This is a genomic window from Bacillus sp. EKM420B (genome assembly GCF_011065565.1).
Lineage (GTDB): Bacteria > Bacillota > Bacilli > Bacillales > Bacillaceae > Bacillus > Bacillus velezensis.
Window position 1 is genome coordinate 103258 of the sequence record NZ_JAAMNX010000003.1, and the last position, 19091, is coordinate 122348.

Here is a 19091-nt window from a genome sequence, read left to right on the forward strand (position 1 = left end):
GCCTCACAACGTATTTGCTTGAAGATACGGCATGAAAAAAGACCCCTCTGAAAAAGAGGAGCCAAAAGGTACGGAGGTCTGCTGAGGCAAGAAATCGAACCAATTACTTTTTGCGTCTTTTTTTATCCTTTTTACACCCGCATTTCCCCGGATCGCCCGGATCAATGACTTCGTGAATTGTTTCTTCCTGATAAACGTGGCGGGGAACATAACGGATATGTTCTCTGTTAATGTGTTTGATGGGATGGACGTAAACCACTTCTTTGTCAGTATACTTGTCAGTCACAATATACTTAGGGTCACAGTAATACACTTTCGATTTTTTACCCATTCATCTCACCTCCCGTACTTTATTAAATGCTGAAAAGGAGGATTTTGCATCGGACAAGTACACCATGGCAAGTCCACAATTTTTCAGCTGCAATTTCGTTTTTCTGGTTTTTCCTGAATCCGTCTCAAATTGGTATGGCTAACCCTTTTTGAACGGGGAAATCTATAAAAAAGAATTCAAAAACGATTCTTTTCTCAGGTCAATCGAGATGCATACATCTTTAGGGGGATTTCAGAATGCTCGATGAAAAAACGATTGAAATCATTAAAAGCACAGTGCCGGTCTTAGAAGAGCATGGTGAAGAAATCACAGGCCGATTTTATGACCTGCTTTTTCAGCATCACCCTGAGCTGCTGAATATCTTTAATCAGACGAATCAAAAGAAAAAAACACAGCGTACGGCCTTGTCGAATGCTGTGATTGCGGCCGCAGCCAATATTGACCGGCTGGAAAACATAGTACCCGTCGTCAAACAAATCAGCCATAAGCACCGGAGTATCGGTGTTAAGCCCGAGCATTATCCAATCGTTGGAAAGTGCTTGTTAATCTCGATAAAGGATGTGCTAAAAGACGGGGCTGCTCCTGAGGTCATTCAGGCATGGGAAAAAGCATACGGCGTCATTGCAGATGCTTTTATCGGAATTGAGAAGGACATGTATGAACAAGCGGAAACGCAAAAAGGCGGCTGGAAAGACGATAAGGCATTTAAAATTGATAAAAAGGTAAAAGAAAGCAAAGAGATAACGTCGTTTTATTTAAAACCGGAAGACGGACAAGTTCTCCCCGAATTCAAAGCGGGACAGTATATCAGTGTAAAAGTATACATTCCGGACACGGGTTATACGCATATCCGCCAGTACAGTTTGTCGGATGTATCCGGTAAGGATTATTACCGGATTTCCGTGAAAAAAGACGGAATTGTTTCTTCATATCTGCATGACCAATTACACGAAAAGGATTCAATTGAGATCAGCGCTCCGGCCGGGGATTTCGTATTAGACCCTGATTCCAAAAAGAATCTGGTTCTGATCAGTGCCGGTGTCGGAATTACCCCGATGATCAGCATGTTAAAGACGGTTGCCAAAACCCAGCCGCAGCGAAATGTTCTCTTTATCCATGCGGCAAGGAGCGGAGAGTATCATGCGTTGCGGCATGAAGCTGAAGAAGCCGCGGAACACTCATCCGTTGACACCCTCTTTATTTACAGCGAGCCGTCCGAACAAGACCGTTCAGAAAACATTCGTTTTCGGGAAGGCCGGATTGACAAACAGCTGTTAGAAGAAGTGATGACAGATAAAGATGCTGATTTTTACATGTGCGGATCACCGTCGTTCATTAAAGAAATGAAAAAGCTGATTTCTGAATTCAATACACCGCCGGAATCCATTCACTATGAATTATTCGAACCGCAGCTGAGTATGGTGTGATTGAAGAAGGAAGGACGATGATTTTAATGTATGAAGCACCCGGGTTGGGTGCTTTTTTATTCTAGATAACAGAACGAACAGGGAATTAGAGCGGGTTGTCCCGTCGATGGCTGCCGCTGAGTATGTCGGTTTGGATGATATAGGCACGCACACGCTGAGGAAAATATTCGGGTACCATTTTTACAAGCAAACAAAAGATGTTGCCATGCTGCAGGACGGACAACCCTTCGATTCATTGGAATCAATCAGGATGCCATGAACAACGCTATGAAGAAATTCAAGATATAAGCAGGCTCATCTCATAAACAAGATGAGCCTTTTTTTTGCATATTTTTATTGATTCCCTTCAAAAAGCATATGTGGAATTCATTTTAGTCATATTGCTTGAAAACAAGGGTGGCGAGGGCTGACGGGCTTCGGGCAGTTGCACAGTATATAACATATGGGTAATTCGGAACTGACGTCTCATGTTATAATTCAAATCATAATTTATTAGGGGGCTTCTTTAAATGGGAAACCTAGGCTTGCTAGATAATGCAATAGATTATTTACAGCACGGATTACATCATTTACAGGAATATGAGGAAAGGCTTTCAATTTCAGATATAAAGCAATCTATTATCAATCTAATAAATTCATTAGATTTATTTGTATTAGAAAAACTTCGACAAGTTGAAGGAGAAGAAGCAATTTTTGCATCAAATAATAATAAAAAGGAGGATTATGATACAGGCTATAGAGCCACAGTTCACGTGGGGAACGCATACAGAAGAATAAAAGCAGTATTACAAAACCCAATAACTGATGATGAGCAGAGTGCTTACGACATTTTAAAGCTACTTAGAGATTCAGCCGTTCATTATGAGTTTGCATTTGGACAAGAAAAAGAAGAAAATATGCTGTTTCTGTTACATTACATCGGACGCTTTATTGATTTAGAACTTAGTGTGGAGTTAGAAGATGTCTTAGCCAATTATCATGAGTTTTATTTTAGTTATATTGAAGGCACTGATTATTATGTAATAGTTCAAGAAAGGGCTGAAGAAGCTAGAAAGGAAATGATCAGAAACGACATTTATTGGTATGAGTACGATACAGTTAAGAATGGGGCTCCCCAAATAGTTTTAGATTGGGTATGCGACGAATGCTCAGAACAGTCGGTAGCTGCAGACAATAGGTTAGGAGTAGATCCTGGAGTCTGTGCGATTTGTTTTGCGGAACACGAAATCAAGGAGTGCTTTAAATGTGGACAACGTATAAGTATAAACCATGAAGGTAAATGGTTGTTTGAAGGTTACTGGTGCGATTTTTGCGCCGATCATTATGAAAGACAGTAGCAACTCGAATTAATTTTGGCACAAACTTGGCAGGATAACGGCACACCATTTTGTTTTAGATATAGTATTATGGTAAAGGAAGCGGCACTGCTGATGAGCGGGGTCCCTTTTTTATATTTCTCTGTAAACTGCTCCCGGTAATTCCCGGGATAAAAGATTGGCTGGTAACGGTTGAGTACGGAATCGGTTTAGAAAGAATATATACGAATACGATCATTTTTTTATTCGAACACCGAAAAAATCTTTCGGCATTTTTCGTAAATAGTACCAAATAAATTAGTTTTTAACCGATAATAATATGTGAAGCCAAAAAAGCATTATCGAAACATAAAATAAGAAAAATCAATAAAACGCTTATGTTTAAAGTTTAACTGATTGTCTAAGAGAGATGGTAGGCATATATTAAAGAGTGGTGAAGTTTATGGTTGTTACAGGAGACTATCAGTGTAATGTATGTAAAGGTATTACTCGTATAAAGGTTCAGCTGGGTTGGCTAGATAAATATCCAGTTAGAATCAGATGTGGAAATTGCAAAATTTCTATATATGGAAATGTATATTTAGACCAGAAAAATGCAGGGTATTCTATTAAATTAAAAAATGTCAATCCTCTTGATCCAGGTCAATTGCCTGATTTTATAGTGGAAGTTTCAGGTGAGCTTTTAACAGATAAGATACGTATATATACTGAATCGAAGAGTGACGTTTTCAGTCCCTTTTTTAAAAATGGTGTTTTTGTTATGGGGGAGAATATAGAACATTTCAAGCGAAGCACTCTTTTATTCCTTTATAAAATTGATAATGAATGGCCTATAGTTAAACGGATTAATGAATTATGGTTCAATGAGAGCCATGGATATTTGAGAAAAGAACTTCATAATGTCTTAGATAAAACACCGTTTCCTGTAGATAACGAATTAGAATTGTTGAGAGCAGTCCATTTTTTAAATACTCGGTTTATTCAAATTTTTGCGGGAGGATATTTCAAGAAAATAACAGATCATATATTTAATGAACTTAAAAATATAAACTCGACACAATTGTTATTACTTGCAAATCATTTTGAAAATAATTTAGGATCTTACGAGAAAAAATTATTCAATACTCTTGATAAGTTTGTCCAAAAATTCCATATGTTTATTCCTATTTTTGGATTGGATTTTTATTCAGACATAAAACACAGAGAGGAATCAATAAAACAACTTGGATTGACAACGGTTGATTTTGAGGATATCAAGGATTTTTATACAGACACTTTTGAAGATATAAGCGATGTTTTAAATTTAATCGTTGCTTACAATAATTTGAAACATCGTGGTGATTTTAAAGAAATGAAAAGTAATGTAATTGATAGTATCCAAGAAATTAAGGATTATCAAAAAATGCAAAAAAAGGGGAGAAAGCTGGAATTTATAAATGGACAAGAAAGCTTTGATAAAATATTTGTCTCAAAAGTTGATAATCGATTACGAAATGCAATAGCACATAGAAGTTACATCTATAATGTTGATACGCAGAAGTTGAAATATTACCCTTCAGGTGATGTAAGTAGAGGTAGTACGGAAAGTTTATATTTAACAGAGTTTATTCAAGAATGTTTTAAATTAATGAGGACTTGTATAGGATTAGCCGAAATTGTTTATCAAACTCGTAAGTTTAGTTATATAAATAAAGGTATTGAGGCTAGGCCTTTTAATCATTACTTTCCTTCATCTGAGAAAAAAAGAACTAATCCTAAAAGGAAAACCAATCAAAATAAAAATAAAAAGAAAAACCTAAAGAAACTAGCGAAAAAAAACCGGAAAATAAATAAAAAAAAATAATGGTGATTATATCTTTTGGTTCGTTTTTAAGAAAAGTCTTCCAGGTTAGACAGTTGAAATTATATTAGGCGCCTTCCCAAACGGGAAGGCGTTTTTATTTTAGGGATGACGCTTTTTTATTTGAGTAGTGCAGGTTCGAGTGCAAATGAACATTGAAGGAAAGGATCGTTTCAGGGTAGAGGGAAAGCTCTGAAATAGTCATAATCACCTTTTTTTATATTCTCTGTAAACTGTGTCTGCTAAATCTCAGGATGACTATCGGCGGTGAACGCTCTGAGTGCGGGGAGCAGTATAAGAAGAATATGATTGGAGGGATTGGAATGAAGAAAGCTTTGAAGCCTTGCAATAAACCCGGATGTCCTATCCTGACACGAGAGGACTACTGCGAACAGCACAGAGAACAGCACAAACGAACCAAACCGGCCTATGACCAATACCGGGAATCATCAGCTGCCAAACGGGGGTATAACAGCAAGTGGAGGCCGTCGTGCGCTGGTTACCTGTCCAAGCATCCGTTATGTGCTGTCTGCTTAATGCAAGGAAGAAGAACCCTGGCGACAGTTATCAATCATATCGTTCCGCATAAAGGCGGTATGAACCTCAAGTAAATGGGCCCTTATGCGCCTCGTGTCATGGCCGGTAGACAACGACGGAGGATGGAGGATTTGGGAACAGAACATCAAATGAAAGAATGTACAAATTCCCCAAGACTAAAAATTAAATTCTTTTGCGTACACTTAACTTCATCTGTTTCGATGTTATTGTCTTCACTGTCATATACCGAGCATAAAAGAAAGATGGGTAAAAACAAATTTGTGAAGCTTGTGTGTTTTAAAAAAGATAGGAGGATGTAACCCCCTATCTTCTCATTCTTCCTATTCTGATTAACTCCCCAATAATTGATCCAGCGATGAAAATAATCAATGGGACTGGAGTGAATTTATTACCCAAAACGCCCATGTAAACAAAATAACATGCACATAAAACAAGGAACAGTAGGATATATCTTTTTAATATCCTGTTAATATTAGACGTTGTTTTTTCTTGTTGCATATTTTTTCACCTCGTTTTTATGGTCGGCAAGTTGATGGGATTGGCCTGCTTCCAAAGAATTTGGGACTGTCTGCCGTTTTAAGGACTTTCTTTCTTTTAGAGTCTTCGTAGAATTTTGTTCTATTAGCATAAGGGTATGCGCTGCATTTAAAGGCATAACGATATTGGAATACTGTATAGTATGCAGTTGTTTGGGTACCTGCTAAAAACCCTACAATAGCGAATACTACGTTGTAAGGTGTTTTTGTTATTGTTGAAATAGCTGTGGCTGCCACACCGACAGAAACGCCTTTCAAATTGTATTTATAATTGTATTTCCCCATGTATTTTCCACCGGGCGGTATCTTCATAGTTGACATATTAGAAGAAGAAAATACCCCATCTTCCTCCATAGTAAGGTTAAAATCGACCTCACCGTTTTTATAAAGTGTGTTTGTTTCGTTGTTGTATTCAAATTTTGTAACTGCCCCATTTTCCTCAGTAACTTTAGCTTTATTCACAGCTGGGTCAGTAAAGTCGTAAGAATAGACATACTTTTCCCCATCAATCTCAAAAACATTCTCACCTACAGTATCATTTGACATTGATGCAGGGATGTTCAACATTTCATTGCTTTCTGCTTTGGCTTTAAAGTTGGGCATAATACCTACAACCAATGCAGTGACCAAAAACAAAAGTAAAGCTGACCTGAATTTCTTCAAACAATCACACTCCCTATTGTATATTCGTTACGACCCAAATTATACCGGTATTGTTATTTTTTAAGAATAGGGACAGCGAAGTGTAAATTCGACAATGGAGATAAATAGTCCGCTATAATACCGTTCTGAAAAAGTGGGTAAATAGCCTTTTTTTGTAATTGCGCGATGTCGAAAGAGAAAATTGCGTGATGTCGAAAAAAATCCTATTAATTACATTTTATGTTAAAGGTATGCTAGAATATTGTTTGAGAAAATTTAGAATATTTGTAGAAAGAGGGGTTTATCTTATGAGTAAACTGGCTTCTGAATGTGTTGCAAATATATTAAATGATTGGTATATCGCGATAAAACAACAAGACGCTGAGTCTGCTGAGAAATATTTTGAAGAGGTCAAACCATTGTTTGATGAGATGGAAGAGGATCAGGAAGTTTTGATGTATTATTCTTTGTTGGAGGAAAGGCATAAAATGCTTTTGTATCAGGTGAAAGGGGAGGAGCTTCCGCCTCATTCATATTTTAATGAAAACCACGCTGAGGAAATAAAAAAAACAGACCATATGATTGAATATTATTTCTTTCTATTTGAAGCGTTATATGAGTCGCACAAAAGGAATTTTGAGAAAGCAATTACTTTGTTCAAAATAGCCGAGAAAAAATTGAAAGATATACCCGATTGTATAGAGCGGGCTGAATTTTATTCGAAAGTGGCGTCTATGTATATGATGCTGCGGCAGAGTCTAATTTCTTTGAATTATATCAATGACTCTGTACAAATTTATAGAGAGAACGAAGGCTATAAACGAAAGCTTGCCACGTCTCTTATGATTGTCGGGCAAAACTACACTGATTTAGGGCTTTACGAAAAAGCGGAGGAAAGTTTTTTAGAAGCAATCAGAATTTCGAGAGTTCTACACGATTCACTATTTACCGCATTAATACATCATAATTTAGGTATTACATATTCTGCAGCAAATCGTTCCCAAGACTGTATAAATGCCTTGAAAAAAGCCATCAGAAATAAAGATTGGAGGGACTCGGTTTATTATATAAATTCCCTGTATATGTTTCTGAAAGAGCTTTATAAAATAGGGGATGTAAATAAAATGCCATATTATTATAAAAAGACAAAGGAATATTTTAAACGAAAAGAGAATAAGGTGTATGAGGCTAAAATAAATATTATTTGCGGACTTCTGCAGCAGGATCAGAGGAAAAGCATTGAAACTTGTCGAGGTGGTATTTCTTACTTATATGAAGTAAATGACCTTGATAGCGTCTTTGATCTTTCTTTGGTTATTTCAGAACACTGTGAGAAGCATGGACTCTATAAAGAGGCGCTTGAATTTTCTAAGCATGCTATTTTAGCCGAGGAGAAAATGAGGCACCTGGAGGGATTATAATTGAAAAAAATTATTCTTTGTGCAGCTCTAACCTTCGTTGCGTTAAGTGGTTTAGCTGTAGTCAAAATTAATCATGCATCATCGGATGTTAAGATAACAGAGCGACCGGTGGGTACTCTAAAATTAGCAGAGCGGCCAGTAGGCACATAAAAAAACAAAAGCCCCTGACAGGGCTTTTTTTAATAAAGAGAGGGAGCATCTGTCCACCATTTTTAATCCCCCAAAATCTCCCCCAATCTCCCCCCAAATAAATAAGGGGAAATACAATATTCTGCATAGCTGAATCCAAAAGAAAAACCCTAGAAATGTTGATATAACAACGTTTCTAGGGTTTAATCCAATGCTCTTTAAAGAGCATTTCAATTAACGGGAGTAGAACTCAACGATAAGCGCTTCGTTAATTTCCGGAGCAAGCTCAGAGCGCTCTGGAAGACGAGTGAATGTACCTTCAAGCTTTTCAGCGTCGAAAGTAAGGTACTCAGGAACGAAGTTGTTTACTTCTACAGATTCTTTGATGATAGAAAGGTTTCTTGATTTTTCGCGAACACCGATTGTTTGACCAGGTTTTACTTGGTAAGACGGAATGTCAACGCGGCTTCCGTCAACAAGGATGTGACCGTGGTTAACTAATTGGCGAGCTTGACGGCGAGTGCGTGCAAGACCGAGCTTGTACACAACGTTATCAAGACGTGCATCTAAAAGAATCATGAAGTTTTCGCCGTGTTTACCAGTCATTTTTGCAGCTTTGTCAAACAATGTGCGGAATTGACGTTCGTTTACACCGTACATGTGACGAAGTTTTTGCTTTTCTTGCAATTGCAAACCGTATTCTGATAGTTTTTTACGCTGTCCCGGACCGTGGGGACCTGGTGCGTAAGGGCGTTTTTCTAATTCTTTACCTGTACCGCTAAGAGAGATTCCTAAACGGCGGGACAGTTTCCAAGATGGACCTGTATAGCGAGCCATAATGTGACTCCTCCTTTGGTTTTATTTTGTGGAAAATAAAAACCGTCTGTTCGATCCGACCGTGCACATTTTGTTTTCATGTATCCTCGCTCCAGCAGCAGAGAGTTACACGATACACCTTACAGCTAAGGAACAAAATGCAAACACAGAAGCTGAACAAAAAGGCTGCAATATTTCACACAAAGAACATTATATGATTTTTCCCCGCCGCCGTCAACCATTTCTCCATGAAGAGTGCCGGTTTATGATATAATGTACAAAAATGAGTAGTACATGTTTAGGTGATAAAAATGAAAAAACAAACAATTGATGAAGTGACGGCCTTTCATCAGAAAATGCTTTCTTTTTTCTTAACGAAATCTGAATCCGTCTCATTATCCGACTCGCTGTTATGGCTGGCCTCAGCTCTAGAATCCTGCTTTACATCTCTTTCATTGACCCTTTCACCGGCAGAATCAACACGTTTCACCATAAAAACAGAAGATGAACCGCATTATGCTCCGCTGAAAGAGAGTGACGGCCGTTTTATGATCAGGAATCAGACGTCCGGCAGATCCTTTTATCTGCGCTCGGAAGGCGGGCTGCCGATCCCAGAATCATTGCCTGAGATCGTTACTCAGTTTATCAATCAATCTGTGAGACAAAGCGGGCTGTTTGACAAAACGAAGCATCAGCGGAAAATTCACAGAATGACAGAAATGTTCCATTCGCTTTTGGATCAAAATGAGGTTTTGGAAAAACTGCAGGCAAGTTTGAGTACGGCTTTCCGGTCTTTCCGCTTTTCACTGTTTATCACGCAGGATCAGGATACGGACAGACAGCTTCCCGCAAAAGAATTACATATGGATGGAAAAGATGCCGATCCGTCTGCCCTGAAGGTTTATTTATCGGGGAGACTGCTCAGAAAAGGCAGGTCATCTGCTTACCTGCCGATCAAAGGCCAGCAGGGGACTTACGGGGTTCTGAAGACGGAGGGGCTGCAGGATGCCGTTCTTTCGTGCAGTACTCTCAGTGAAATGCTGCTGCTTGCGGGCGCAGCGGGAAAAGCATTTGAAAATGCGCAGCTCTATGAGCAATCGAAAAAAAGCATTGCGAATCTGGAGCTCATTAATGAAACATCGCGCCAGCTGAATCAGCGCCTCAGACTCACTGACACGATGCGGGAACTCGCCGCCATTATGACCCAATCATTTCATGCGGAAGAAGTGGCTTTTTTTCATATTGATCATTTTGAGACGCAAAATCTGCTTCCGGGACATACCGCTTTTTTTAAGACAGAACGTGCGAACCCCTATATCAGCATTGTGAAAGAAAAGCTGTTCGAGGGAGAAAAGGGCGTGTTTATCGGCAGCGGAAAGACTGTATTCGGCGAAAATGGCTTCGGCTCGCTGATGGCGGTGCCGATGATCGAAAATGACACCGTCTTCGGGTTCGCGATTTTATTGAAAAAGGATTTGTATGCTTTTACGTTTGAAATGTATAAGCTTTTTCAAGCGCTCATTCACCATGCGACATTGGCGGTCACGAACTCCATGCTGCGCGACAGGCTTGAGCATCTTGTTCAGACAGACCAGCTGACGGAGCTGTATTCAAGAACCTATTTGGATGAGAAAATTCAATACAGCATGAAAATTCATAAACGGGGTGTATTCATCCTCGTTGATATCGATAATTTCAAAACCATTAATGATACATACGGTCATCAAACGGGAGATTCGATCCTGATTCAGGTGGCCTCCGTTATGAAAAACCATATTCGTGAGCACGATGTCGCTGCAAGGTGGGGGGGCGAGGAGCTGGCTGTCTATCTGCCGAATATCAACGTGTCATCCGGAGAACGCATCGCTAAAAGGCTTGTTCGCGCCATCCGGGAAAACACCGAGCCGCGCGTGACGATTTCCTGCGGCGTTTCCTGCTGGTCAAAGACAGGCCCGATGCCGTTGAAAATGCTCGTTCAGCAAGCGGACGAGGCGCTTTATATCGCCAAACGGAACGGCAAAAACCGGCTGATCATCCATCAAAACAGCACGACGACATAAAAAAGGAGCCGGCCTGCCGGCCGGGCTCCTTTTTTTATCCTAATCGTTTTTCAAGCGTTTCAACAAACTTTGCTAAATAGGCTTCGTCCGTTTCATCAAAACGGTTTTTCACAGGGCTGTCAATGTCCAGCACACCGATCACTTCACCGTTTACGCGGATCGGGAGGACGATTTCTGACTGGGAAGCCGCGTCACAGGCGATATGTCCCGGGAACGCATTCACATCGGCAATCCGCTGCACGGCGCCGTTAGAGTAGGCAGTGCCGCATACGCCTCTGCCGAACGGGATGCGCACACAGGCAGGAAGTCCTTGAAACGGTCCGAGCACGAGCTCGCCCTCTTTCGCAAAGTAAAACCCCGCCCAGTTGACTTCATGTAATGAATGGTATAAAAGCGCTGATGCATTCGCGTAATTTGCGATCGCATCCGTTTCATCTTCTGTCATGGCTTCGAGCTGTTTAAGCAGAAGCTGATAACTTTTTTCTTTATCTCCGGATTGTTTTTCGACATGAAACATGGAAAACCCTCACTTTTTCTATAATATCAAACAAAGTTCCGGCCGTTCTGCCGGCATTTGTCGAGAAGTTCTTACAGGAACGGCGCCTTTCTGCTTGAATTGTTACACATAAAGGGGTGAGCCGTATGAAAGTAAGCACCAAAGACAAAATTATTAACGCCGCTGTCCAGCTGTTTAACCAAAAAGGTTATTCCGGCACGTCCGTCCGTGAAATCGCAAAGTCAGCTGATGTAAATGTTGCGCACATCTCCTACTATTTTAAAGGGAAAGGCGGATTAATGGAACATTTAGTTTCCGAGTTTTACGAAGGCTATACTGAAGCGCTGGAAAAAGCCGCCGTCAGTATGAACGGTGAAGACGCGCAGGAACGCATCCTGCGGGTGATTTTCGATATTTTATCCTATCAGCACGATAACCGTCAATTAACGCGGTTTGTGTACCGGGAAGTGACGATTGATTCCGTGCTTATCAGGGAAATTATGTCTACTTACTTAATGAAAGAAAAATATATTTTCCAGCTGATGATTGAAGAAGGGCAGTCACGCCACAGACGGCTGACGCTGCCCGTGCCGCATTTTATTCTGCAGTTGAAATCCCTCTTGATGATGCCGTATCTTCAGCCTCAATACATTACGGAGGTGCTCTATATGCAGCCTCATGAACCGTACTTTTATAAAAGGTATTTTGAAGAGGTGAAGATATGGATCGAAAGCGTGTTCCGACGGCCTGATGCGGCGCTTATGAAGTAATGATGCTTTTGTACGTTTCATAGGAACTGCCGACATCTTCCGCTTGATGGGCGTCCGACCCGAATATGAGCGGGATTTTTTTTTGCTTCGCCGTCTCAGCCATCCAATCCTCCATGTATACTTCCCCGGCAAACTTCTTTCTGAGCCCGGATGTATTCACATCCAGCTCCATTCCGTGTTCTTTCACGGCGTCAAGACAGCGGGCCGCAAGCTCTCTTATTTGAGGTGACATGCTGTAAGGGAAAAGGCGTGCGAATTTTTTGACGAGCGTGATATGGCCGACCCGTTTTGGCTTAAAAGGGCCGAGAGGTGTTACAATGGAAGAATACACAGTTTCATAGTATTGTTCATATACGGCTTCAACGCTTCCGAAGTGCGCGGCAAGCTGCTGAAACGCATGCTCGTCAAAATCGAGGCATATATAAGACGGACCGGTCTTCAAAAAATGAACGGATAAAATGCCGTCATCCAGTGAGGGGCCGTACGTGTTCAGAAACGCCGCGGTTTCCTCTTCATACCCTGTGATAAAATCAGTTTCTAGCCCGGTCAGGATGCTGATTTGTCCATTGTATTCCTTTTTCAGCTGTGACAGCCGCTCCAAATAAACCTCCATCTGTCTGAGATCCATCGCGCTGTCCTGAAGCGGTACGGGATCTTGAAATGACGGAGGAAGGGGGGCGTGCTCTGTAAATGTGATCGAGTCAAAGCCTCTTTCCAGGGCCTTTTCGACATATTGTTTCAGCGCATCCTTCGAGCCGTGAGGGCAAAAAGGCGTGTGGATATGAGCGTCTCGTTTTTCCATTTGTGTCACTCCATTAAAAAATTGCAGAATCCTGCCGAAATTATGCAAAAAGTTTTTGATTTCTGGTCAAAAAATGTTGGTTACATGGTATCATAATAACAATGAAAACGACAGATTTTCTCAATACATATATTGAAATCTTTCTGAATACATAAAACACCCTGACAGATTAAGAGAACAACAAGGGGGCTCATTATGGAGTTAGTCATCGGATTATTGGTTATACTGCTCGCGCTCTTTGCGGCGGGCTACTTTTTCAGGAAAAAAATTTATACGGAAATTGACCGGCTGGAGTCATGGAAGATTGAAATTTTAAACCGTTCGATAGTGGAAGAAATGTCCAAGATCAAACATCTGAAAATGACCGGAGAGACGGAAGAGTTCTTTGAAAGATGGCGCGAAGAGTGGGATGAAATTGTCACAGCCCATCTGCCGAAAGTAGAAGAGCTCCTTTATGATGCCGAAGAGAACGCCGACAAATACCGGTTCAAAAAAGCGAATCAGGTGCTTGTCCACATCGACGACCTCCTCACTGCAGCCGAATCAAATATAGAAGGCATACTGCGTGAGATCAGCGACCTTGTGACGAGCGAGGAAAAAAGCCGCGGAGAGATTGAACAGGTGCGTGAGCGGTATTCAAAAGCGCGAAAAAACCTTCTGGCGTACAGCCATCTCTACGGAGAGCTATATAACAGCCTGGAGACGGATCTCGACGAAATCTGGAGCGGCATAAAAAAGTTCGAAGAAGAGACGGAAAGCGGCAATTACATCAAAGCGAGAAAAGTGCTGCTTGAACAGGACCGCAGACTGGATCAGCTTCAAACATACATAGATGACGTTCCGAAACTGCTCGCGGACTGTAAACAGACCGTGCCGAACCAGATTGCCAAGCTGAAAGACGGCTACCGGGAAATGACGGAAAAAGGCTACAAATTGGAGCATATTCAAATCGAAAAAGAGCTGGAGACACTCACAAATCAATTGAAACGGGCCGAAAGCGCGCTTTTGGAAGAATTAGATGTCGACGAAGCGTCCGCCATTCTTCAGCTGATTGATGAAACCATTCAATCCATGTATGAACAGCTGGAAGGCGAAGTGGAAGCCGGACAGTCCGTATTAAGCAAAATGCCTGAGCTGATCATCGCGTATGAGAAGCTTGAGGAAGAAAAAGACCGCACAAAAACCGAAACGGAGCTCGTCAAGGAAAGCTATCAGCTGACGGCGGGAGAAATCGGCAGACAGCATGCTTTCGAAAAACAGCTGGAAACGATCGGCCGGCTCCTTGAGCAGGCGAGAGAAAAGCTTGACGGCGAGCATGTCGCTTACTCGCTGCTGATTGAAGAAGTCGAGGCCATCGAAAAGCAGATGGAAGAGGCTCAGAAAGAACATGCCGAATACCGTGAAAATCTGCAGGCGCTCAGAAAAGAAGAACTGCAGGCGCGGGAAACGCTGATGAATCTTCGGAAAACCATTTCTGACACGGCCCGAATGCTGCAAAAAAGCAACGTGCCGGGAATTCCTGAACAAGTCAAGGACAAGCTCGAGACGGCAGATCATCATATAGAAGAAACCGTCAGCCAATTGGAAGAGCTGCCGTTAAACATGGAGGAAGCCGCCAAACATCTGACCGAAGCTGAAAAGGTGGTTGCGGAAGTCAGCGAAGAGGCGGAAGAACTTGTGATTCAGGTGAAGCTGATTGAGCGGATCATCCAGTACGGCAACCGCTTCCGAAGCCAGAATCATATTTTATCCGAACAGCTGAAAGAAGCGGAACGGCTGTTTTACGCTTACAGCTATAATGAAGCTTATGAGATGGCGGCAGCTGCTGTTGAAAAAGCAGCTCCCGGCGCCGTGAAAAAAATTAAAGCTGATCAATCTGCTTCATAGACGCACAAGCAAAAACTGCACCCTGATGGAAATCAGAGGTGCAGTTTTTTTGTTTCTCACGGAATATAAAAAGCGCCTATGGCTGATATACATCAAACCGCAGGCGCTGAATGTTACGATTTTGCTTTATTTAATTCGATGGGCGGGCTGATAAAAAACGTGATGATGCAGCCGATGATCGCTCCGGCAATGCCCGGAAGCACCCAGCCGATTCCCATGCTGTAAAGCGGAAGATTTGCGTTTAAGAATGAATCTAATGATCCGAGCGGAATGCCGGCTGCCTTCAAACCGTCCAGGATACTGAACAGCCCCGTTCCGATCAGGCAGGCGATATAGACTTCGCGTCTTTCCTTAAAGATTTTATCAATAAAGGAAAGGACGATAATGACAATCGCCAGCGGGTAAATGGCTGATAAAATAGGAACTGAAAATGCAATAATCTCAGCAAGTCCGAAATTTGAAATCGCCAGACTGAACAGCGTGACAATCGTAACCACCATTTTGTATGATAAAGCGGGAATCAATTTTGAAAAATATTCGCCGCAAGATGTGACAAGCCCGATGCTTGTCGTTAAACACGCAACGGTGATGGCGGCGCCGAGAACGATGTTTCCCAGTGAACCGAACAGGTAATCAGATGAAGCTGATAAAATCTTTGCGCCTTCGCCGAGCGGCCCGACAGCGTCCGTGCTTGTCGCTCCCAGATAGGCCAAAGATAAATAAATGAATGTCAAACCCGCCGCTGCAATCAGACCCGCTTTAATACAAGCGGCCGCGAGCGCTTTACGCTGGGTGACGCCCCTGCTTTTAACAGCGTTGACGACAACGACGCCGAAGACGATTGAGGCGAGCGCATCCATTGTTTTATAGCCTTCCAAAAATCCTTTGAACACCGGCGTTCCGGAATATGCCTGATGTACGGCACCCAGTCCGCCCATCGGAGTGACAATGGCTTTTACGACGATGATTAAAATAATACCGAATTTAATGGGAGTCAAAATCTTTCCGACTCTGTCCACGATTTTGGACGGGTTAAGAGCTAAATAATACGTAATAGAAAAAAAGATCAACGTGAAAACAAATAAAGATAATCTTTCCGGAATGCCGCTTAAAAACGGAACTGCACCGATTTCATATGAAACGGTTCCGGTTCTCGGAATCGCGAAAAGCGGCCCGATTGATAAATAAAGCACAACGGTGAAAATAGTCCCGAATACCGGGTGAGCCTTATCGGCAAGTCCTTTCGCGTCTTTGCCCGTTAATGCGATGGCGATAATACCTAAAAGCGGCAGTCCTACGCCGGTCAGTAAGAAACCGCCCATCGCTTTCCAGACATTATGCCCCGCCGCTTGCCCAAGCTCCGGCGGATATATCATATTTCCTGCCCCGAAAAAAAGTGCGAAGAGCATGAAACCGATAATAACGGTATCTTTGACAGGTAGTGAGTGTTTCATAAAAGTCCTCCTAAATACTATGTTGAAATATTCTGTCAATTAATTGTCAGATAATATAACAAAACGAACATTACTTATTATATGGCAATGTACAGAGAAGTCAATACTCGATTTATTGCGAATTTATATTTACTTTTGTTATGGTAGCATAAATATCATACGATGTACCGTTTTCATAAAAGGAGTAAAAAAAATGATATATTTAGACAACAGCTCAACGACCGAGCCGTATGAAGAGGTTTTGGAAGTGTATAAACAGACGAGCAGCCGTTATTTCGGCAATCCTTCGTCTCTGCACCAGTTAGGAACTGAGACGGAACAGCTCCTTGAAGCGGCCGCTCAGCAAATAAAAAGAACCTTACGTTTAAAAAATTATGATATTGTATTTACATCAGGCGCGACTGAAGCGAATAACGCTGCGTTAAAGGGAGCGGCCTGGGCAAACATGAGTAAAGGAAGGCATATCATTGCTTCGGCGATTGAGCATCCTTCTGTGGCGGAGACGCTTGATCAGCTGACAGAGCTGTTCGGCTTTGAAGTCACATATCTTCCGGCCGATCAAAACGGCTTCGTTTCTTTGAAAGACGTCAAATCGGCTATCAGGCCGGATACGATAATCGTCAGCGTCATGCATGTCAATAACGAAGTCGGCTCCATTCAGCCCGTAAAGGAAATCGGCGGGTTTTTGAAGCAGCACCGGAATATTCTGTTTCATGTTGATCATGTGCAGGGCATTCATAAAGTTCCTCTGTCTATAGAAGAAGCGGGCATTGACCTTTGCACCGTTTCAGGGCATAAGTTTCACGGCTTAAAAGGGACCGGAGCGCTTATCGTCAAAAAAGGAACGCGGCTCATTCCGCTTATAACGGGCGGCTCGCAGCAAAAAGGCGTCCGCGCCGGAACAGAACACACGGCAGGCGCCGTTTCCCTTGCGAAAGCGATCAATCTTTCCGCGCGTGACATGAATGAGCGGCTTTCTTCCGTGGAGGCTGCCAAGAATGCGCTCATGGAAAGGCTGAGCGGGACGGACGGGGTCGTCATCAACACTCCCGCCGAAAACAGCGCGCCGCATATCATTAATTTTTCCGTTCCGGGCGTGAAGGCGGAAGTGCTGCTGCACATGCTTGAGGAAAAAGGAATATATGTCTCCACAACCGCGGCATGTTCGGCAAGAGAGCACAAACCGAGCCGTGTTCTTCTGCAAATGAATAAAGGCGAACAGATTGCATCAAGCAGCATCAGAGTCAGCCTGAACTTCAGCCATACGGCTGACATCACGGAGCCGTTTATGGCCGCGCTGGCGCCGGCTGTTCAAAAACTAAAAAAAATGATGAGGTAGCATATGAATTACGATCATATTTTAATCCGTTTTGGTGAAATATCCACAAAAGGAAAAAACAGACGCAGTTTTATTGAAAGATTAAAACAGAATATCCGCCTGGTATTAAAGGATTATAAAAAAGTAAAATACTTTTCAAACCGGGACCGGATGTCAATTACACTTAATGGAGAAAACCCGGAGGAAATTTGTTCCTTATTAAAGAATATATTCGGCATTCAAAGTTTCAGTCTCGCAATTAAATGCGAAAGCAAGCTGGAAGACATTAAAAAAACGGCTTTAGCCGCGATAGAAGGCGAATATAAACCGGGGAATACGTTTAAGGTCGAGACCAAACGGGCTTACAAGCAGTTTGAATTAGATACGAATGCGATGAACGCTGAAATCGGCGGCCATATTTTGAAAAACACGGATGGATTAACCGTCGATGTGAAAAATCCTGATATTCCGCTTCGGATTGAAATCAGGGAGGAAGCGACATTCCTGACCATTCGTAACGAAAAAGGCGCCGGAGGCCTTCCTGTCGGTTCCGCGGGTAAAGCGATGCTGATGCTTTCCGGCGGTTTTGACAGTCCGGTCGCCGGTTTTTACGCGATGAAACGGGGATTATCAGTTGAAGCCGTACATTTCTTCAGTCCGCCGTATACGAGCGAACGGGCAAAGCAGAAAGTTATGGATCTCGCGGGATGCCTCGCGAAGTTCGGCGGCAGTATGACGCTTCATATCGTGCCGTTTACAAAGACGCAGGAACTCATTCAAAAACAAATCCCGGAAAACTATACGATGACGGCGACGCGGCGTCTTATGCTGCAAATCGCGGACAGAATCAGAGAAGAACGAAAAGCGCTCGCGATCATTACGGGAGAAAGCCTCGGGCAGGTAGCGAGCCAGACCCTTGAAAGCATGTATGCGATCAATGCCGTGACGGCAACACCGGTTTTGCGCCCTTTAATCGGAATGGACAAAACAGAAATCATCGAGAAATCAAAAGAAATCGGCACTTATGAAACAAGCATTCAGCCGTTTGAGGACTGCTGCACCATCTTTACGCCGCCAAGTCCGAAAACACGTCCGAAAAAAGAAAAAATCGAGCACTTCGAAAGCTTCGTTGATTTTGAACCGCTGATTGCAGAGGCCGCTGCCGGCATCGAAACCATCACTGTTTACTCAGAGCAGGAAGCTCACGATAAGTTTGCCGGCCTGTTTTAAAACTGTATACAATTACCAAAGTTTTTTTGAATGAAGGCATGTGTTTTATCACATTCTA

At 42.3% G+C, this 19091-nt stretch carries 16 protein-coding genes and 2 pseudogenes; 12 read left to right on the plus strand and 6 right to left on the minus strand.

Going from position 1 to position 19091, the window contains the following annotated elements; translation table 11 throughout:
* Positions 1 to 103: 103 nt before the first annotated feature.
* Positions 104 to 331 (minus strand): hypothetical protein, encoded by a 228-nt coding sequence (locus tag G9F48_RS10575; RefSeq protein ID WP_003152402.1) that lies wholly within the window; start codon positions 329 to 331, stop codon positions 104 to 106.
* Positions 332 to 567: 236 nt separating this feature from the next.
* Between G9F48_RS10575 and hmpA the strand changes: the two genes are divergently transcribed.
* The 5 genes and pseudogenes from hmpA (at position 568) to G9F48_RS19775 (ending at position 5560) form a co-directional block, all read left to right on the plus strand.
* Complete coding sequence (gene hmpA / locus G9F48_RS10580; RefSeq protein WP_165409464.1) at positions 568 to 1758, plus strand: NO-inducible flavohemoprotein; 1191 nt, start codon at positions 568 to 570, stop codon at positions 1756 to 1758.
* 109 nt (positions 1759 to 1867) lie between these two features.
* Positions 1868 to 2046, plus strand: a pseudogene (locus G9F48_RS19770) (site-specific integrase); the annotation flags it as partial.
* Positions 2047 to 2267: 221 nt separating this feature from the next.
* Positions 2268 to 3095, plus strand: coding sequence for a hypothetical protein (locus G9F48_RS10590; protein ID WP_156735652.1), 828 nt, complete (start codon positions 2268 to 2270; stop codon positions 3093 to 3095).
* 421 nt (positions 3096 to 3516) lie between these two features.
* Positions 3517 to 4917, plus strand: coding sequence for a metal-binding protein (locus G9F48_RS10595; RefSeq protein WP_165409465.1), 1401 nt, complete (start codon positions 3517 to 3519; stop codon positions 4915 to 4917).
* Between the two features lie 320 nt (positions 4918 to 5237).
* Positions 5238 to 5560: pseudogene (locus G9F48_RS19775) on the plus strand (HNH endonuclease signature motif containing protein).
* Between the two features lie 427 nt (positions 5561 to 5987).
* Here G9F48_RS19775 and G9F48_RS10600 read toward each other — a convergent pair.
* On the minus strand, positions 5988 to 6671 hold the full coding sequence (locus G9F48_RS10600) for a hypothetical protein (RefSeq protein ID WP_146284211.1): 684 nt from the start codon (positions 6669 to 6671) through the stop codon (positions 5988 to 5990).
* A gap of 287 nt (positions 6672 to 6958) precedes the next feature.
* On the opposite strand from G9F48_RS10600, the gene G9F48_RS10605 reads away from it, so the two are divergent.
* Together G9F48_RS10605 and G9F48_RS10610 are read left to right on the plus strand one after the other, a co-directional pair.
* Positions 6959 to 8071 carry a response regulator aspartate phosphatase gene (locus tag G9F48_RS10605; RefSeq protein WP_165409466.1) on the plus strand — a complete coding sequence of 371 codons (1113 nt, stop codon included), beginning with the start codon at positions 6959 to 6961 and terminating at the stop codon, positions 8069 to 8071.
* Positions 8072 to 8221, plus strand: coding sequence for a PhrK family phosphatase-inhibitory pheromone (locus G9F48_RS10610; protein ID WP_162885924.1), 150 nt, complete (start codon positions 8072 to 8074; stop codon positions 8219 to 8221).
* A gap of 213 nt (positions 8222 to 8434) precedes the next feature.
* Here the strand turns inward: G9F48_RS10610 and rpsD are convergent, their stop codons facing one another.
* On the minus strand, positions 8435 to 9037 hold the full coding sequence (gene rpsD, locus G9F48_RS10615; RefSeq protein ID WP_003152406.1) for a 30S ribosomal protein S4: 603 nt from the start codon (positions 9035 to 9037) through the stop codon (positions 8435 to 8437).
* Positions 9038 to 9327: 290 nt separating this feature from the next.
* On the opposite strand from rpsD, the gene G9F48_RS10625 reads away from it, so the two are divergent.
* Positions 9328 to 11076: a sensor domain-containing diguanylate cyclase gene (locus G9F48_RS10625; RefSeq protein WP_003152407.1), complete on the plus strand. Its 1749-nt coding sequence runs from the start codon at positions 9328 to 9330 to the stop codon at positions 11074 to 11076.
* Between the two features lie 34 nt (positions 11077 to 11110).
* Here the strand turns inward: G9F48_RS10625 and G9F48_RS10630 are convergent, their stop codons facing one another.
* Complete coding sequence (locus tag G9F48_RS10630) at positions 11111 to 11593, minus strand: GAF domain-containing protein (protein WP_025853271.1); 483 nt, start codon at positions 11591 to 11593, stop codon at positions 11111 to 11113.
* 125 nt (positions 11594 to 11718) lie between these two features.
* Here G9F48_RS10630 and refZ point away from each other — a divergent pair, with 125 nt between their 5' ends.
* The gene (refZ, locus tag G9F48_RS10635) at positions 11719 to 12342 is read left to right on the plus strand and encodes a forespore capture DNA-binding protein RefZ (RefSeq protein WP_007613118.1); all 624 of its coding nucleotides are present in this window, start codon (positions 11719 to 11721) and stop codon (positions 12340 to 12342) included.
* Here refZ and hisJ read toward each other — a convergent pair.
* A complete protein-coding gene (gene hisJ / locus G9F48_RS10640; RefSeq protein WP_165409467.1) occupies positions 12332 to 13144 on the minus strand; it encodes a histidinol-phosphatase HisJ in 813 nt (270 codons plus the stop codon). The genes refZ and hisJ overlap by 11 nt on opposite strands.
* A gap of 195 nt (positions 13145 to 13339) precedes the next feature.
* Here hisJ and ezrA point away from each other — a divergent pair, with 195 nt between their 5' ends.
* Entirely contained in the window at positions 13340 to 15031 is a 1692-nt protein-coding gene (ezrA, locus tag G9F48_RS10645; RefSeq protein ID WP_165409468.1) for a septation ring formation regulator EzrA, read from the plus strand.
* Between the two features lie 113 nt (positions 15032 to 15144).
* On the opposite strand, the gene brnQ is transcribed toward ezrA, so the two are convergent.
* Entirely contained in the window at positions 15145 to 16485 is a 1341-nt protein-coding gene (brnQ, locus tag G9F48_RS10650) for a branched-chain amino acid transport system II carrier protein (protein WP_003152412.1), read from the minus strand.
* A gap of 193 nt (positions 16486 to 16678) precedes the next feature.
* Here brnQ and G9F48_RS10655 point away from each other — a divergent pair, with 193 nt between their 5' ends.
* Positions 16679 to 17824 carry a cysteine desulfurase family protein gene (locus G9F48_RS10655; RefSeq protein ID WP_165409469.1) on the plus strand — a complete coding sequence of 382 codons (1146 nt, stop codon included), beginning with the start codon at positions 16679 to 16681 and terminating at the stop codon, positions 17822 to 17824.
* A gap of 3 nt (positions 17825 to 17827) precedes the next feature.
* Positions 17828 to 19033 (plus strand): tRNA uracil 4-sulfurtransferase ThiI, encoded by a 1206-nt coding sequence (gene thiI / locus G9F48_RS10660; protein ID WP_032858466.1) that lies wholly within the window; start codon positions 17828 to 17830, stop codon positions 19031 to 19033.
* Positions 19034 to 19091 lie beyond the last annotated feature (58 nt).

Coding starts and splice junctions, on each gene's coding strand:
- G9F48_RS10575 (WP_003152402.1), bottom strand. CDS start 331: ATGGGTAAAAAATCGAAAGTGTATTACTGTGACCCTAAGTATATTGTG.
- hmpA (WP_165409464.1), top strand. CDS start 568: ATGCTCGATGAAAAAACGATTGAAATCATTAAAAGCACAGTGCCGGTC.
- G9F48_RS10590 (WP_156735652.1), top strand. CDS start 2,268: ATGGGAAACCTAGGCTTGCTAGATAATGCAATAGATTATTTACAGCAC.
- G9F48_RS10595 (WP_165409465.1), top strand. CDS start 3,517: ATGGTTGTTACAGGAGACTATCAGTGTAATGTATGTAAAGGTATTACT.
- G9F48_RS10605 (WP_165409466.1), top strand. CDS start 6,959: ATGAGTAAACTGGCTTCTGAATGTGTTGCAAATATATTAAATGATTGG.
- rpsD (WP_003152406.1), bottom strand. CDS start 9,037: ATGGCTCGCTATACAGGTCCATCTTGGAAACTGTCCCGCCGTTTAGGA.
- G9F48_RS10625 (WP_003152407.1), top strand. CDS start 9,328: ATGAAAAAACAAACAATTGATGAAGTGACGGCCTTTCATCAGAAAATG.
- G9F48_RS10630 (WP_025853271.1), bottom strand. CDS start 11,593: ATGTTTCATGTCGAAAAACAATCCGGAGATAAAGAAAAAAGTTATCAG.
- refZ (WP_007613118.1), top strand. CDS start 11,719: ATGAAAGTAAGCACCAAAGACAAAATTATTAACGCCGCTGTCCAGCTG.
- hisJ (WP_165409467.1), bottom strand. CDS start 13,144: ATGGAAAAACGAGACGCTCATATCCACACGCCTTTTTGCCCTCACGGC.
- ezrA (WP_165409468.1), top strand. CDS start 13,340: ATGGAGTTAGTCATCGGATTATTGGTTATACTGCTCGCGCTCTTTGCG.
- brnQ (WP_003152412.1), bottom strand. CDS start 16,485: ATGAAACACTCACTACCTGTCAAAGATACCGTTATTATCGGTTTCATG.
- G9F48_RS10655 (WP_165409469.1), top strand. CDS start 16,679: ATGATATATTTAGACAACAGCTCAACGACCGAGCCGTATGAAGAGGTT.
- thiI (WP_032858466.1), top strand. CDS start 17,828: ATGAATTACGATCATATTTTAATCCGTTTTGGTGAAATATCCACAAAA.